The organism is Nocardia sp. CA-145437, assembly GCF_050956485.1.
Classification (GTDB): Bacteria; Actinomycetota; Actinomycetes; order Mycobacteriales; family Mycobacteriaceae; genus Nocardia.
This window is the reverse complement of the sequence record NZ_CP191204.1, coordinates 6,224,222-6,237,486: the sequence shown is the minus strand read 5'-3', so window position 1 is coordinate 6,237,486 and position 13,265 is coordinate 6,224,222. Positions and strand designations below refer to the sequence as shown.

At 68.2% G+C, this 13,265-nt stretch carries 13 protein-coding genes; 4 read left to right on the top strand and 9 right to left on the bottom strand.

Annotated features, from left to right (window positions below; genetic code table 11):
* The first annotated feature begins 5 nt into the window (after window positions 1-5).
* Window positions 6-1,463 carry an SPFH domain-containing protein gene (locus tag ACQPYY_RS29025; RefSeq protein ID WP_433591726.1) on the top strand — a complete coding sequence of 486 codons (1,458 nt, stop codon included), beginning with the start codon at window positions 6-8 and terminating at the stop codon, window positions 1,461-1,463.
* Between the two features lie 43 nt (window positions 1,464-1,506).
* Here the strand turns inward: ACQPYY_RS29025 and ACQPYY_RS29020 are convergent, their stop codons facing one another.
* A complete protein-coding gene (locus ACQPYY_RS29020) occupies window positions 1,507-1,851 on the bottom strand; it encodes a DUF1361 domain-containing protein (protein ID WP_433591725.1) in 345 nt (114 codons plus the stop codon).
* Between the two features lie 99 nt (window positions 1,852-1,950).
* Complete coding sequence (locus tag ACQPYY_RS29015) at window positions 1,951-3,375, bottom strand: MFS transporter (protein ID WP_433591724.1); 1,425 nt, start codon at window positions 3,373-3,375, stop codon at window positions 1,951-1,953.
* Between the two features lie 258 nt (window positions 3,376-3,633).
* On the opposite strand from ACQPYY_RS29015, the gene ACQPYY_RS29010 reads away from it, so the two are divergent.
* On the top strand, window positions 3,634-4,170 hold the full coding sequence (locus tag ACQPYY_RS29010; RefSeq protein ID WP_433591723.1) for a hypothetical protein: 537 nt from the start codon (window positions 3,634-3,636) through the stop codon (window positions 4,168-4,170).
* 92 nt (window positions 4,171-4,262) lie between these two features.
* Here ACQPYY_RS29010 and ACQPYY_RS29005 read toward each other — a convergent pair whose 3' ends face one another.
* From ACQPYY_RS29005 to ACQPYY_RS28985, 5 genes are all read right to left on the bottom strand, one after another.
* A complete protein-coding gene (locus tag ACQPYY_RS29005; RefSeq protein WP_433591722.1) occupies window positions 4,263-5,213 on the bottom strand; it encodes an SGNH/GDSL hydrolase family protein in 951 nt (316 codons plus the stop codon).
* Between the two features lie 21 nt (window positions 5,214-5,234).
* Window positions 5,235-5,468 carry a hypothetical protein gene (locus ACQPYY_RS29000; protein ID WP_433591721.1) on the bottom strand — a complete coding sequence of 78 codons (234 nt, stop codon included), beginning with the start codon at window positions 5,466-5,468 and terminating at the stop codon, window positions 5,235-5,237.
* 79 nt (window positions 5,469-5,547) lie between these two features.
* A complete protein-coding gene (locus ACQPYY_RS28995) occupies window positions 5,548-6,414 on the bottom strand; it encodes an alpha/beta fold hydrolase (RefSeq protein ID WP_433591720.1) in 867 nt (288 codons plus the stop codon).
* A gap of 134 nt (window positions 6,415-6,548) precedes the next feature.
* The gene (locus ACQPYY_RS28990) at window positions 6,549-8,453 is read right to left on the bottom strand and encodes an alkyl/aryl-sulfatase (RefSeq protein WP_433591719.1); all 1,905 of its coding nucleotides are present in this window, start codon (window positions 8,451-8,453) and stop codon (window positions 6,549-6,551) included.
* Window positions 8,377-9,144 carry a DUF3159 domain-containing protein gene (locus ACQPYY_RS28985; RefSeq protein WP_433591718.1) on the bottom strand — a complete coding sequence of 256 codons (768 nt, stop codon included), beginning with the start codon at window positions 9,142-9,144 and terminating at the stop codon, window positions 8,377-8,379. The genes ACQPYY_RS28990 and ACQPYY_RS28985 overlap by 77 nt, the downstream gene beginning before the upstream one ends.
* 387 nt (window positions 9,145-9,531) lie before the next feature.
* Between ACQPYY_RS28985 and ACQPYY_RS28980 the strand changes: the two genes are divergently transcribed.
* Entirely contained in the window at window positions 9,532-10,395 is an 864-nt protein-coding gene (locus tag ACQPYY_RS28980) for an alpha/beta fold hydrolase (RefSeq protein ID WP_433591717.1), read from the top strand.
* Window positions 10,396-10,418: 23 nt separating this feature from the next.
* Here ACQPYY_RS28980 and ACQPYY_RS28975 read toward each other — a convergent pair whose 3' ends face one another.
* A complete protein-coding gene (locus ACQPYY_RS28975; protein ID WP_433591716.1) occupies window positions 10,419-10,724 on the bottom strand; it encodes a hypothetical protein in 306 nt (101 codons plus the stop codon).
* A gap of 96 nt (window positions 10,725-10,820) precedes the next feature.
* Window positions 10,821-12,563 (bottom strand): histidine kinase, encoded by a 1,743-nt coding sequence (locus ACQPYY_RS28970; RefSeq protein ID WP_433591715.1) that lies wholly within the window; start codon window positions 12,561-12,563, stop codon window positions 10,821-10,823.
* A gap of 83 nt (window positions 12,564-12,646) precedes the next feature.
* Between ACQPYY_RS28970 and ACQPYY_RS28965 the strand changes: the two genes are divergently transcribed.
* A complete protein-coding gene (locus ACQPYY_RS28965; protein ID WP_379093368.1) occupies window positions 12,647-13,252 on the top strand; it encodes a response regulator transcription factor in 606 nt (201 codons plus the stop codon).
* Window positions 13,253-13,265 lie beyond the last annotated feature (13 nt).

Here is a 13,265-nt window from a genome sequence, read left to right as displayed (position 1 = left end):
GCATCGTGGACATCCTGGTCATTGGTGTGGTCGGGTTGGTGTTCGTTGTTCTGCTGGCCGGGATCGGGTTGCTGCGGCTCGCGTGGCGCGTCGCCGAACCCGATGAGGCGCTGATCATCTCGGGCTTCCGGGCCGGATCGGGGCCGGGCGGGTCGGGGGACAGTATGGGGTTCCGGATCGTCACCGGGCGCGGATGCCTGGTCGCGCCGGGATTGACCAAGGTGCGGCGAATCTCGCTGGAGGCGCACGAATCCCAGATCGTGGTGCCGTGCGTGAGCCGGCAGAAGATCGGTCTGCATCTCACCGGTGTGGTCATGTACAAGGTCGGCGACGACTACACCTCGATCGCCAACGCGGCACGGCGGTTCCTGGACCGGCCCACCGACGAGCTCGAGACCAAGGTGCAGAACGTGTTCATCGGTCATCTGCGCGCCATCGCGGGCTCGATGACCGTGCAGGACATGATCAGCGATCAGGACAAGTTCTCCGAGCAGGTGCGGGACCGCTGCTCGCACGAGATGGAGTCCTTCGGCCTGGTGATCGACTCGTTCCAGATCCAGTCCATCGCCAGCGAGTCGAATTACATCGCGAACCTGGCCGTTCCGCATCAGGCGGAGGTGGAGCAGTACGCGCGCATCGCGCGCGCCAATGCCGAACGCGAGGCGATCGCGCAGGAGCAGGCCGCGCAGGCGCAGGTCGCGCTGTCGGTGCGTGACACCCAGATCAAGAAGGCCGGATATCAGGCCGAGGTGGACCGGGCCACGAAGGACGCGCAGCAGCAGGGTCCGCTGGCCGAGGCGACCGCCCGTCAGGCGGTCGTGGAGGTCGAGACCAAGGTGGCGCAGCTGGAGGCGCAGCAGAAGGAGCAGCAGCTCCAGGTGGAGATCCGCAAGCCGGCCGACGCCGAGGCGTACCGGCAGACCACTCTCGCCACCGCGGCCCGTGACGCCCGCATCAGTCAGGCCGAGGCCGACGCCCAGGAAACCCGGTTGCGCGCGGAAGCCGCTGCGGCGCAGACGAAGTTGCAGGCCCTCGCCGAAGCCGAATCGATCAAGGCGCGGGCGGCCGCGGAGGCCGAGGCGACCCGGCTCACCGGTCAGGCGGAGGCGGATGCGATCAAGGCGCGCGGTCTCGCCGAAGCCGACGCGGTGCGCGCCCGGATGGCGGCCGAGGTGGCGGGCATTCAGCAGCGCGCCGAGGCGATGAGCCAGAACCAGGAGGCGGTGATTGCCCAGCAGATCGCCGAGCATCTGCCGGAGATCGTGGCCGCCGCGGCGAAGCCGTTCGAACACGTCGGGCAGTTCACGGTGCTCAACGGGGCCCAGGGCGTGACCTCCGCGCTGGCCGAGATCATCCAGCAGGCAGGGACTCTCACCTCCATGGCGAGGGAATCGCTGATGCCGGTCCTCGAGCCGGACAACAGGCCCAACGGCGAGGTCACCCTCAGCGCCAACGGTCACTGATCAGCCGGGCCGGTGGTCCGCGCGGATCACCGGCCCGTCGGCCTCAGCCGTGCGCCATGGAGTCGACGAGCGGGCTCACGATCAGGCCGTACATCAGCCCCAGGAAGATCGTGTGGGTCACGCAGAAGAACGCGAAGCGGCCGCGGGCGGCGTTCGAATCGAAATGCTCACGCAGCTTGGCCCGGAGCTGTGCGGGGGAACGCACGTCCCAGCTGTCCAATCGCAGGTACCGGCCGAGATAGATGCCTATCGAGGCGGTGAGGCGGAAGTTCCAGGCCATCGGCCGGTAAACCGGCACTCGATAGATCCGCGAGCGCATGTAGATGAGTAGCAGCGCATAGGTGTTGAGTCCTGGGACGCAGAGCAGAAGTAGTACGCCAGGCTTCATATCGGCAACCTATCGCCAAATCCGGCAAATAGTTGGCAATGGCCCGGTGGGAAGAATTCCCACCGGGCCGTTCGCGGTTCGTGCGCTGGTATTCCGCGATCATGCGCCAGCCGGGACCTCCTCGCCGCGCCGGGCCGGAGACCGGAAGGTCACCAGGGCGAGCGCCGCCGCGCCGACGGCGATGATCCCGGCCGTCACGAACGCGGCCGAGAAGCCATCGGTGAGCGCGCCGGCGTCACCGAGCTGGTCGGCCCCCGCGTTCGCGGCGATGGCGGTGACCGCGGCCAGGCCCAGCGCCGAGCCGATCTGGTAGCCGGTGTTCACGATGCCCGAGGCGAGGCCGCCCTCCTGCGGCGGCGCGGCCGAAATCGCCGTCTGCAGCGTGGGAATGAAGGCCAGCGACATGCCCAGCGCCGCCACCAGTGAACCGGGCAGCACGTCGATCCAGAAGTTGCCGTCGGGACGGATGAACGACAGCCACGCCAGTCCGGCGGCCAGGATGACCAGGCCCGCGACCGTCATGGTGCGAGCGCCGAAGCGCGCGAACAGTTTCGGCGAGATCGCGATCATGCCGATCATGATGAGCGCGGTCATGGGCAGCAGCGCCGCACCCGACGGGAACGCCGAATAGCCGAGGACCTGCTGCAGATACAGGTTCAGGAAGAACCACATCGGCACCCATGCCGCGCCCAGCAGCACCTGGGCGAGGTTGGCCGCGCCGAGGTCGGGTGCGCGGAAGATGCTCAGCGGCATGAGCGGTTCGCGGCGGCGAGCCTGGATCGCGATGAACGCGCCGAGCAGGGCGACGGCCGCCGCCAGCACCACCCAGGTGGAGGTGGCGGACCAGTCCCCGCGCACCACGGCGAAGACGGCGGCGCCGAGGCCGAGGGTGGCGGTCGCCGCGCCGAGCAGATCCACCGACGCGTGCGGGGCCATCGCGCCATCGGGCACCAGGGCCGGAGCGGCCAGCAACGCTACCAGCGCGATCGGGATATTGATGTAGAAAACCCAAGGCCACGAGGCATATTGGGTGATCAGGCCGCCGAGGAACACCCCGGCCGTGCCGCCTGCGGGCGCCGCGGCTCCGTACACGGCGAAGGCCTTGGTCAGTTCGCTGGGATTGCCGCCGAACAGCATCATCAGCAGCGTCAGGGCGGAGGGTGCGATGAGGGCCGCGCCCGCGCCCTGGACGCCGCGTCCGATCAGTTCGACCGCGGCGTTGCCGGCGAGCCCGGCGACCAGCGAGCCGACCGCGAGGATGCCCCACCCGGTCTGGAAGATCCGCCGTGCGCCGACGATGTCGGACAGTTTGCCGCCGAGCAGCAGCAGGCCGCCGAACACGACCACGTAGGCATTGAAGACCCAGGACAGGTTCTCCTGCGAGAACCCCAGCGCGTCCTGCATTTCCGGCAGTGCGACGCCGATGATCGAGGTGTCCATGATGACGATGAACTGGGCGAGGGCGATGAGCCCCAAGGCGATCCAGCGCCGCGACGGGGGCGGCGCGGAGGTGTGGGTGGACATAGGAATCACTCCCTGGCAGAGGTTTCGGGGCCGGGGTGGCCACGGGCAGTTCCAACCCGTCCATTGGTACCCCCATGGGGTATTCGAAAACAGCCCGGAGCACTGTGGCACTTCTCATACCTATTGGGGGTATGAGTATCGACAAGGTTCTGTCCTGCGCGAAAACGTCCTTGGCTCCGAAACTTTCGCGAGATTCGAATGGGGACACGCCCCGGACATGGTTGACATCGACCCGGTGTCGGCTGTGAGGATTGGCCGATGATGAAACGAACGATCAATAGCTTGACCGCCGTTGCCATCCTCGGAGCGGGCGTCGCCGTCGCCGCCGCACCGGCCGGCGCCGAACCCAACGGCAGCCCCTGTCAGCTGGGCTGGTCGAACACCGAACCGCGCTCCTGCGCGCAGAGCAGCTTCAATATGAGCCCGGTCTTCACCCTCGGCAACGGGGTGTGCGCGGGCATGTTCTCCACCGGCGGTACGGCTTTCGACGGACCGCTCTACCAGTACTCCGAAGCGCCCGGCGCCTCGCACTCGGTGATCCTGCGCATCAGCCAGGGCTTCTCACCGCTGGGTAACTGGGCCGCGCAGCTGCTGGCCTGCGATGTCAACGCCATCATCGACTGGAACAACGCCGACACCGGCCAGCAGGGTAGCGTCACCCGCTTCATCGCCGCGGGGCAGAGCAGCACCTATCCGGCCATCTTCCCGGTCGAAACAGGCGCCGGCCGGGTGCACCTGACCATCCGCACCGACCGCGCCAACATCCCGGCGAATATCGACGTCGTCGTGCCGTAGGACCCTCCGGGCTCACGAACAGGCTCCCATCCGAATATCGGATTCGGATGGGAGCCTTCGTCATCGGGGCCGTCGGGCGGCCGGATATCCGCTCAGCGAGTCGGGGCCGGGGCGGGTGCGGACAGGAACTGGCGCAGGCCCTCGGCGACGGCGGCGTCGCCCCGCACGGTCGGGTGGCCGGGCTGCCCGTACCAGTCGGGGCCCGGGGTGAAGATCCCGTTCAGCCAGGGGTCGGGGGAGCACAGGCCGTGGCCCGCGGTGACCGCGGCGGCGTCGAAGTACTCCACGCCGAGCGCGGCCGCGGCGTCGCGCGGGGCCTCGCGGAGGCTGTCGAAGACATCGGTGACCGCACCCGCGTGCGGCAGGCCGACCGGGACGCCCAGCACGCCCATGCAGATCGCGTCGCTGCCGGGGGTGTGCAGTTCCTGGTAGCCGACCAGGACGATGCGCGCGTTCGGCGCGTAGTAGCGGATGTAGGTGATGATGTCGCGCAGGTGGTCGACGTAGTCCTGACCGGTGAGAAGCGCGGGCGGATTCGCGTTGGTGGCCGCGTCGGCCGTGCTGCACCCGCGCAGCACGTCGAGCAGGCACGGCACCAGCTCGTTCTGGGCCACGTGGTCGGAACCCCAGGCGTCGTTCAAACCGAACTGGAGCAGCACCGCCTTGGTCCGCGGCCCGAACGCGCCGTTCGCGGCCGCCTGCCGCGCCTCGGTCAGGGCCGTCCAGAACCGGTCTTCACCGTGCCGCCACATGTACGCGCCGACGCAGGAGACGTCCTCGACATCCTTGGTCGCCGACAACCCCATCCGGTCCGCCAGCTGGGTCGGCCAGGAGGTGGGCAGATGCGGGCACGCCACCCCGGTGGGCTGGGGCTGCATCGTGGACCAGGTGGCATTGGCGGTGTTCGAATCGCCCATGACCACCAGCGACTTGCCTTGCGCCTGCGCCGGATCGGCGTCCGCCCCGGCGACCGGCGCGGTGAGGCCGCTCAATAACGCCGCCCCTCCGAAGACCATTGCGACGGCGGAAAGGAAGCGGCTCATGGTCCTCGGCATTTCGTATGGTCAGGGTGCTATGTCCGGTATGGGGTCGCCAGATCCTAGCGTGTCGGTCGCGGGGGTCACGGTCAAACCGAGCATCCGGAGTAGATACGCGCAGTCCTCGGCGTCGAGCGAGTGGCCCGCGACGGTGTGGGCGGCCAGGGCATTCCGCTCCTCTTCGGCGGCCCGCTCCGCCTCCCGCGCGGCGCTGAAGCCGCTCTGCTCAGGCTGGAGGGTGGTCTGTCGTGCAGGGCCCATCGGAATACATCCCGCCATTGGCGCCGGGTCACCGAATCCGACTGACCCGGGCCGACAACTACTCACCCCACCCTACGGGCTACCGCTGCTCGCCCGGTCCGCTCGCGCCGAAATGCTCGATGAGCAGCCGGGCCACCGATTCGGGCGCTTCGTCGGGGATCCAATGCGATACGTGCGGCAGCACTTCGACTCGGAACGGGCCGTCGGCGAAACGATGCGTCAGTTCGATGCCGCTGTCGAGGACCGCGGTGTCGCCGTCGCTCCACACCTGGAGCGTCGGGACGTCGACCCGGCCGCGCAGGAAGCGTGGCGAGGAGAACGGCGCGCCGCGGTACCAGTGCAGCCCGCCGCGGGCGATCGCGCGGTCGCGCAGCCGCGCGGCGTCGCGCTCGCTGACCTGCGCGGTCTGGCCCGTTCGGCGCAGCAACTTCTTGAAAAGCCCTGTGCGGAGCAAGATTTCGGGGATTACCGGCAGCTGGAATAAGTACATGTACCAGGAAGCCGGCCCTTGGCGGGTGGTGAGGATGGCCTGAGCGAACGCGCCCGGATGCGGTACCGACAACGCGGCCAAGGATCGCAGCCGCTCGGACCCCGAGATCGCCGCGGCCCAGGCCGCGGCCGCTCCCCAATCGTGCCCGACGACGTGCACCGGACGCCCGATCTGATCGATCATCGACAGCACGTCCGCGGCCAGCTCGTCGAGCCGATACTGCCAGCGCCAGCGCGGGGCCGCGGTGCGGCTCGCGCCGCGCAGGTCCGGCGCGAAGGTCCGGAAGCCGGCCTGATTGAGCAGCTCCGCCACCTCATGCCAGCTGCGCGAGTCCTGCGGCCAGCCGTGCAGCAGCAGGACCGGGTCGCCGGTGATCGGCCCGGAATCGATCACCGGGAACACCAGGCCGTCACGTCGAAAGGCGGTGAATCGCCCCGCGGATCCATCGGTCGCCATTGACCTGCACCTTTCATCGTCGCTGCGTTGCAGAACAGCGTGTCACAGCTCCAAGGTTTCCGCTACTGGCAGTTACATATAAACCCGGTCGCATCCCGGGGGAGCGATGCTCGCCCCGGGATGGGAAATGCCCGCTAGTCGGGGGTGACGATGGCGAAATCGGGGTTGGGCTGGTCGAACAGGGCCGTCAGCTTGACGAAGCTCTGGGCATCGCCGTCGATGGTGATGGCGCCGGACTGCAGCGCGGCGTTCAGATCCTGGCCCGCGAGCAGGACGCCGATCAGGGTGGCGCGGGTGAGGGTGAAGGTGACGTCGGCGGGCGGCAGCCTGTCGCCGTCGCGGCGGTCGAAGTGGATGAGCACGCCGTTGCGCAGTTCGAGGCGGTGAGTGCGCTTCTCATCGGTGAAAACCCAGTCGCTGATCGCCTTTTCGTGCCAGGCCTTCGGACCGTCCAGGCGCAGCGACAGGGCGTCGAAGACCTGGTCGATGGTGAGGGCCGACATCATGGACGGGGAGTTCGGCTGGGTGGGTGTGCCGACATTCCCGTTGCGCAGCTCGTAGGCGCCCATCAGGAAGAAGTTGCGCCAGGTGGCGTTCTCCGCGCCGTAGCCGAGCTGCTCGTAGGTGCCGGCCAGCAACGTCTTCGCCGCCTCGTTGGACGGGTCGGCGAAGATGACGTAGTTGACCACCTGCGCGACCCAGCGGTAGTCGCCGTTGTCGAAGGCCACCCGCGCCTTGCGCAGCGCCTCGTCCGCGCCGCCCATGAATTCCACGTGCCGGGTGGCGGATTCGACCGGCGGGTACTCCCACAGGTGCGCCGGATTGCCGTCGAACCAGCCCATGTAGCGCTGGTAGATGGCCTTCACATTGTGGCTGACCGAGCCGTAGTAGCCGTGCGAGTGCCAGGCCCCGGCGATGGCGGGCGGCAGTTCGATGGTCTCGGCGATCTCACTGCCCACGTAGCCCTGGTTCAACCGGCGCAGGGTCTGGTCGTGCAGGTAGGCGTACAGGTCCCGTTGCTGCGCAAGGTATTCCACCAGGCGCTCGGTGCCCCAGGTCGGCCAGTGGTGGGAGGCGAACACGACGTCGGAGTCGTAGCCGAACAGGTTGATCGACTCGGTCAGGTACTGCGACCACACGTGCGGGTCGCGCACCAGCGCGCCGCGCAGGGTCAGCAGGTTGTGCAGCGTGTGGGTCGCGTTCTCCGCCATGCACAGCGCCCGGTGGTCGGGGAAGTAGAAGTTCATCTCCGACGGCGCCTCGGTGCCGGGCGTGATCTGGAAGACGATGCGCACCCCGTCGACGGTCATTTCCTGACCGGTCTCGGTGATGTCGTGGGTCGGCGCGATGAGGGTGACGGTGCCGGTCGAGGTCGTCTGCCCGAGACCCGCGCCCACCTGCCCCTTCGGGCCGCGGGGCAGGGCCGCGCCGTACATGTAGGCGGCTCGGCGGGCCATGGCGGTTCCGGCGTAGACGTTCTCTGCGACGGCGTGTTCGAGGAATCCGGCGGGCGCGATGACCGGGCAGCGGCCCTTGTCCACATCCTCCTGGGTGGTCACGCCCATCGCGCCGCCGAAGTGGTCGACGTGGGAGTGGGTGTAGATCAGCCCGGTCACCGGCTTGTCGCCGCGGTGGGCGCGGTACAGCTCGAGGCCTGCCTTCGCGGTCTCGGCGGAGATGAGCGGATCGATCACGATCACGCCCGTCTTGCCTTCGATCAGGGTCATATTGGACAGGTCGAGTCCGCGGATCTGATAGATCCCCTCGGTCACCTCGTACAGACCCTGCCGGATGTTCAGCCCGGACTGCCGCCACAGGCTGGGGTGCACCGACGCCGGGCATGCCCCGTTCAGGAACCCGTAGGAGTCGTTGTCCCAGACCACATTTCCATCGGCGTCCTTGACCACACCGGGTTCGAGCGCGGTGATGAACCCGCGGTCCGCGTCCTGCTGGTCGGTGGTGTCACCGAAGGGCAGCTCGGCGGCGGCCCGCTGTTGCTGATCGAGAACGTGCTGACTGGGGTCGGACTGCGTGCTCACTCCATGCCTCCTGTTCCACCGGGGTTCCGGCGATCGACATTTCTCCGCTGGGAGACCGGGTCGGTCGGACCCATAGCCAGGTGACGGCGAGCATGACCACCAGCGCCGGTTTGCCCAGCACCAGCGCCACCGTGCCCAGCAGCACCACCTTGTTCGCGAGATACAGCGGCACCATGATCAGCAGATGCGCCGCCCAGAAGCCGAACCAGGCCAGTGACACCTTGTGGTGCAAGCGAATCCGCGCTTCGGGATCGGCCACGTACGTGCGTTCCAGGCCGAGTTTGCGGCAGGCCCAGTGGCTGAGCGGGCGGCCGCTGAGCAAGGTGATCCCGAAAGCCGCCGTGCACACCGCGCAGATGATGAGGTCCGGCAGATAGAACCCGCGTCCCTCACCGGTGATGCCCACGAACAGCGAGAACACCACGACCGCGGCCAGCGAAGCCGACACCACCTTCACCGAATCGCCCTTCATCAAGCGATACAGCGAGATCAGTCCGGCGACCCCGAGCGCGACCAGCACCCCGATCTTGGCGTTCACCACGGTGTACCCGGCGAGGAACCCGATCGCGGGGGCCGCTCCGTCGAGCAGATGTTGCGGTCCGCCCAGCGCCCGGAACTTTCCCCACATCTCGGCCGCGGTGGACCGGCTGTTTGCGGGATCCCGCATGTCCACTCCCGTCACCAGTGTCATGGCTATCTCCCAGCTACTAGAGGCTTTCATGGATCGAGCCGCGGATGTGGACGGCTCGCGATATCGATTCGGCTTACATCGAGCCCCAGGACTGCAGGAGGTAGGTGGCGTTCGCCGCCAGCTGGGTGACCTCGGTGGCGAGATCCAGCGTCGCGGAGCCGAGGTTGATGATCGGGAAATTCATGGTCAGAGCCTTCCGTCGGATGCTTACTGCAGTCTGACTGTAATAAGCGCGACCGGTGGCGGGCAATGCTTCTATGACCCGGCAGACCGGCCGCCGCGATTGCGACCCGCGTCACTTTCCCGCGGGCCGAGCCCATCCACCGGGGTTAAGGCACACTGGGACCGCTGTGAATGCCCTTGTGGCCGAGACCAGGAGGACTCGCGATGCAACCCGGACTCGATGCATGGATCGCCGGTGGAATCAGCGGTCACGACATCTTCCACCGGCAGGACGGACCCGTTGACGGCCGTCCGGTGACCCTGCTGCACGGCTTCCCGACCTCGTCACACGACTGGGCCCCGATCGTGCCCCGGCTGGTCGAATCCGGTTGCCGGGTCACCACACTCGACCTGCTCGGGTTCGGGGCCAGTGCGAAACCGGCGCGGCACGATTACCGGATCACCGAGCAGGCGTCGATCGTGGAGGCGCTGTGGCAGCGGCTCGGGATCGGGTCGACCGCATTGGTGGCGCACGACTACGGGGTATCGGTCGCGCAGGAACTGCTGCACCGCGACGCGAGCCGGATCACCGCGGCCGCCTTCCTCAACGGCGGGCTGTATCCGGACCTGCACCGGCCCACCCGGGTGCAGAAGCTGCTGCACGGTCCGCTCGGCGCCGTGGTCCAGCACCTGGCCAGCGAACGGATGTACCGGAAGTCCCTGCGGGAGATCCTCGGTCGTCCGGTGAGTGATGAACTGCTGCACGACATGTGGCTGGCCACGACCATGGGCGAGGGCAAACGCGTCCAGCATCGACTGCTGCGCTACATCGACGAGCGCCGCGAGCACGCGGACCGCTGGCGCACGGCGCTCGAGCAGTATCCCGGCCCGATGCTGTTCGTCTGGGGTCCCGCCGACCCGGTCAGCGGAGGCCACGTCCTGCCCCGGCTGCGCGAGCGGCTGCCGCACGCGACGATCACCGTGCTCGACGAACCACCGGCCACCGGGCACTACCCGCAACTGGAGAATCCCGACGCCGTCGCGGCGGCCCTGACCGAATTCCTGAGTCCGAAAGAGACCGGGCCTTAGTTCTTCGCCACCGACGACATCGACTACACGACCTGATCCGGGGTCTCGTCGAGGATTTCGCCGGTGAGGACGGAGGCGTCCAGCATGAGCGCTTCCGTGGCGTCCACCAGCGGGACGCCTTGGGCGGCGGCGACGGCGGCCAGCATGTGCTCGGCGCGGTCCCAGCGCCAGGTGTCGAGGTAGGTGCCGTCCTCGAGCCTGGTGAGACGGGTTTCGGTGAGGCCCGGGTGGACCAGGCGGATGGCGTCGATGAGGGTTCTGCGTTGGGCCAGCAGCTGGTCCAGATCGGCGCGGGCGACTCGGAACCTGTGCAGTCTGACTACGGCCATTCGACAAGGCTCACACTGGCGCGGGCCGGGCGGTAGTGTCCGCGGTCATCGGCCGGCCATGCATCCGGCAGGGTCGCGGCGTGCAGAATGCACGGGTCAGCAGGGGAGTGCGGCTTCGAGTCGGAATTCGCCGTCGCGCGCCGAGGTGGTGAAGGAGCCGCCCGCGTCCAGTACGCGTGCGCGCATGTTCTCCAGGCCCTGTCCCGACCCGCCGGATTTCGCCGCGGCGCGGACACCGTCGTTGTGGATGTTCAGTTCTACCTTCCGATTTCGGCTGCGGCAGGAGATGTCGACGCGGGTCGCCGTGCTGTGGCGCAGCACATTGGTGACCGCCTCCCGGACCACCGGGGCGAGTACGGTGTCGGCTCGTTCCGGCAGGTCGTCGTCGTAGCCGATGCGGACGGTCGCGATGGCGGCGCTGAGTATCGTGCGGGCCGAGTCGAATTCGTTGCGCAGGGAACGGGCGGCCTGATCGTCGGTGAGGGCGAGGGCCTCGAACCGCGCGTCGGCCGCGATGCGGATCGCCTGGTCGATCTCGGATTCCGCGCGGAGCGGGTCCCGGGTGATCAGTTCGCCGATGAGGTCGCATTTCAGGGCCAGCACCGACAGCGTCAAGCCGAGCAGGTCGTGGATGTCGCGGGCCAGCCGCAGGCGTTCGAGTTGCGCTGTCCGGTCGGCCAATTCGGATCGGGATCGGTTCAGCTGCACCGACAGCTGATGAAATTTCGACAGACCGAACAGGGACAGGGTCGCCTGCAGCGCGAGCAGCACCCAGCTGGTCCGATCATCCAGTGCGCCGGTCGGTTCGGTGAAGACCGCGCGCAGCGCGAAGAGGCCGACCGCCGCGATCGCCCAGGGCGCGCGCTCGCGCAGCAGCGCGGCCACGGCGAGCAGGCTCAGCCAGGAACACCAGGCCGAGCCCAGCCACAACAGTGGAATCAGGGTGAGCAGCAGCTGGGTCCACAGCAGCGGCACGGCGAACCGCGGCTGAATCACCTGCGCCAGCAGCAGCGCGCACAGGGCGAGGCCGCCGACCGCGTTCACCGCCTGGTACTGCGGCACCTCGAGGATCTGATTCGCGATGATCGCCAGCATGCTCGCCACCAGCGCGGCCAGTGTCAACCGCGGGGCCAATCGCGCCACCGGTGCCGGGTCTTTCGAGGGCCGGTCGTGCTCGCGCTGGTCCGAAGCCGTGCGGCGCATCATCGCGACGATCGTGCGTGTCCGGTCGGCCACGTCGTCGGCCGTGCTGACCGCCCGATCCGGCGATTCCGCCAGTTCGCGCCGCACCAGCTGTAGTCGCTCCGTCACGGCGACCAGCTGTTCGCCGAGCCCGGCGCGCAGATCCCTGGCGACGCGAAGTCGTTCCTCGGCCCGGACGACGTCCGCCAGATCCTCTCGGGTCGAGCCCAGCTGATCGACCAGGTTCGGCAATCTCAGCAGGCTGTAGACCACCAGGCCGACGGCCGCGGTCGCGACATACGCGTGCAGGTACGCCTCGCCCGACGCCGGCAATCCATGATGGACGGGGCCGGAAACCAGGGTGACGACGCAGAATCCGAACCACCGCAACCGCTGTCCGGGCATGAGGAGGACGGTGGCGGCCAGCAACGAGTCGAGATCGACCGCGGTGGACCCGAAGAACACGATCGGCAGATAGGTCAGCAGGGCCTGCACGGCCAGGACCGGCCATGCCGGGCCGCGCCGATGCGCCACCACCAGTATGGCCGCCTGCCCGATCGCGCAGCAGGCGATGGCGATGCCGCTGCCGCCGAGGACGACCGAGCCGGCGTACGCGACCAGGAACAGGTACCCGGTCGACCTCGAGAGCAATGACACGCGATGATTGCATACCGGTCGGCCGGTCCTGGGCAAGTCGAACAGCTCCAGCGATCCGGACGTGGTGAGGAGTTGGGTAACAGATGATCAGAGTGCTGATCGCCGAGGATATGCGGCTGCTGCGCGAAACCCTGGTGGCGTCACTGGAATTGGAGGACGACCTCGAGGTCGCCGCCGTCCTGGAGGAGGGCGGAGCGATCGTGTCGACCGTGGCCGCCGAGCGCATCGATCTCGCCATCCTCGACATCGATCTGCCCGGCAAGGACGGACTCACCGCCGCCGCCGAGATCCGCCGCGACCATCCGGACTGCAAAGTACTGGTGCTGACTTCGCTCGCCAGCCCCGGTCATGTCAAGCGCGCCATCGACATCGGCGTCTCCGGCTTCGTGCTCAAGGACAGCTCACGCAAGGATCTGCTGAACGCGGTCCGCACGGTCGCGGCCGGCGGCAGCGTGCTGGATCCGAGCCTCGCCTTCACCGCGCTGCGCGGCCCGGCCAACCCGCTGACCGACCGCGAGGCCGATGTATTGCGCTGTCTGGCCAGCGGCGCCGACCCGAAACAGATTGCCGCACAACTGCATCTGTCCTACGGCACGGTGCGCAACTATCTCGCCGCGGCGTCGGACAAGCTGCAGGCGCGCACCCGGGTCGACGCCGTCCGCATCGCCCAGCAGGCCGGCTGGCTCTGACGACGCCGATTGT

Coding starts and splice junctions, on each gene's coding strand:
- ACQPYY_RS28965 (WP_379093368.1), top strand. CDS start 12,647: ATGATCAGAGTGCTGATCGCCGAGGATATGCGGCTGCTGCGCGAAACC.
- ACQPYY_RS28975 (WP_433591716.1), bottom strand. CDS start 10,724: ATGGCCGTAGTCAGACTGCACAGGTTCCGAGTCGCCCGCGCCGATCTG.
- ACQPYY_RS28985 (WP_433591718.1), bottom strand. CDS start 9,144: ATGACACTGGTGACGGGAGTGGACATGCGGGATCCCGCAAACAGCCGG.
- ACQPYY_RS29000 (WP_433591721.1), bottom strand. CDS start 5,468: ATGGGCCCTGCACGACAGACCACCCTCCAGCCTGAGCAGAGCGGCTTC.
- ACQPYY_RS29015 (WP_433591724.1), bottom strand. CDS start 3,375: ATGTCCACCCACACCTCCGCGCCGCCCCCGTCGCGGCGCTGGATCGCC.
- ACQPYY_RS28980 (WP_433591717.1), top strand. CDS start 9,532: ATGCAACCCGGACTCGATGCATGGATCGCCGGTGGAATCAGCGGTCAC.
- ACQPYY_RS28995 (WP_433591720.1), bottom strand. CDS start 6,414: ATGGCGACCGATGGATCCGCGGGGCGATTCACCGCCTTTCGACGTGAC.
- ACQPYY_RS29020 (WP_433591725.1), bottom strand. CDS start 1,851: ATGAAGCCTGGCGTACTACTTCTGCTCTGCGTCCCAGGACTCAACACC.
- ACQPYY_RS29010 (WP_433591723.1), top strand. CDS start 3,634: ATGATGAAACGAACGATCAATAGCTTGACCGCCGTTGCCATCCTCGGA.
- ACQPYY_RS29005 (WP_433591722.1), bottom strand. CDS start 5,213: ATGAGCCGCTTCCTTTCCGCCGTCGCAATGGTCTTCGGAGGGGCGGCG.